The following is a 1,004-nucleotide window of genomic DNA, read 5'->3' on the forward strand; positions in this document are numbered from 1 at the left end:
ATGCGGTGCAGCCGGGTGGCCACCAGGAGCCGCTGCATCTGCGGTGGGACTCCGCGCAGCACGAGCCGTCGTCCGGCCCGGCCGGCCCTGCGGTGGGCCCCCATGATGACGCCGAGTCCGGTGGCGTCCCAGGAATTCAGCTCGGTCAGGTCCAGCACCAGATCGCCGGCTCCGTCGTCGACGGCCGAGTGGAGGACCGTACGGGCGTCCGCCGCGCTTCGGACGTCGAGGCGGCCCCCGACGACCAGCTCGGCGTGGTCGCCCCTGATATGCATATGCGCTCCCCTGCGGTTGCTCCGTAGCGAGGTCCGTCTGTCTGCTTCTTCTCTTCCACAACTGACTGCCGCGGCGACAGGGAAGTTGCCGCCTGTAAGCGAACCGATACCGAATTCACTCGGTGGAGTGACGTCGGTTCGCCGGAGGCCGGGCCCGGCCGGGTACACTCCCCGGCTTTCCCGGCCCCGGCGGCGGTGGGCCTGCGGGGCGGGGAGAGCCGGTGGGGTGCGGCCGTGGTCAGTACGTGTAGAAGCCCTGCCCGCTCTTGCGGCCGATGTCACCTGCGTCGACCATCCGGCGCATCAGCTCGGGGGCGGCGAACTTCTCGTCCTGGGACTCGGTGTAGATGTTGCCCGTGGCGTGGAGCAGGATGTCGACGCCGGTCAGGTCGGCCGTGGCGAGCGGGCCCATGGCGTGGCCGAAGCCGAGCTTGCAGGCGGTGTCGATGTCCTCGGCCGTGGCGACGCCCGACTCGTACAGCTTGGCGGCCTCGACGACGAGCGCCGAGATGAGCCGGGTGGTGACGAAGCCCGCCACATCGCGGTTGACGACGATGCAGGTCTTGCCGACCGACTCCGCGAACTCCCGCGCGGTGGCGAGGGTTTCGTCGCTGGTCTTGTAGCCCCGGACCAGCTCGCAGAGCTGCATCATCGGGACCGGCGAGAAGAAGTGCACGCCGACGACGCGCTCCGGACGCTCCGTCACGGCCGCGATCTTGGTGATCGGGA

2 protein-coding genes are annotated in these 1,004 nt (G+C 69.9%); both read right to left on the minus strand.

Translation table 11 applies throughout. The annotated features are described in order from the left end of the window. Positions 1-275: STAS domain-containing protein (locus AB0M27_RS48250; RefSeq protein WP_365732518.1), on the minus strand; the 275-nt coding region annotated here is incomplete at its 3' end. A 238-nt stretch (positions 276-513) separates the two neighbouring features. After that, positions 514-1,004 (minus strand): 3-hydroxyacyl-CoA dehydrogenase family protein (locus AB0M27_RS48255; protein ID WP_365732519.1); only part of this gene is annotated, 491 nt, incomplete at its 5' end.

It is taken from the genome of Streptomyces sp. NPDC052107, assembly GCF_040680215.1.
Lineage (GTDB): Bacteria > Actinomycetota > Actinomycetes > Streptomycetales > Streptomycetaceae > Streptomyces.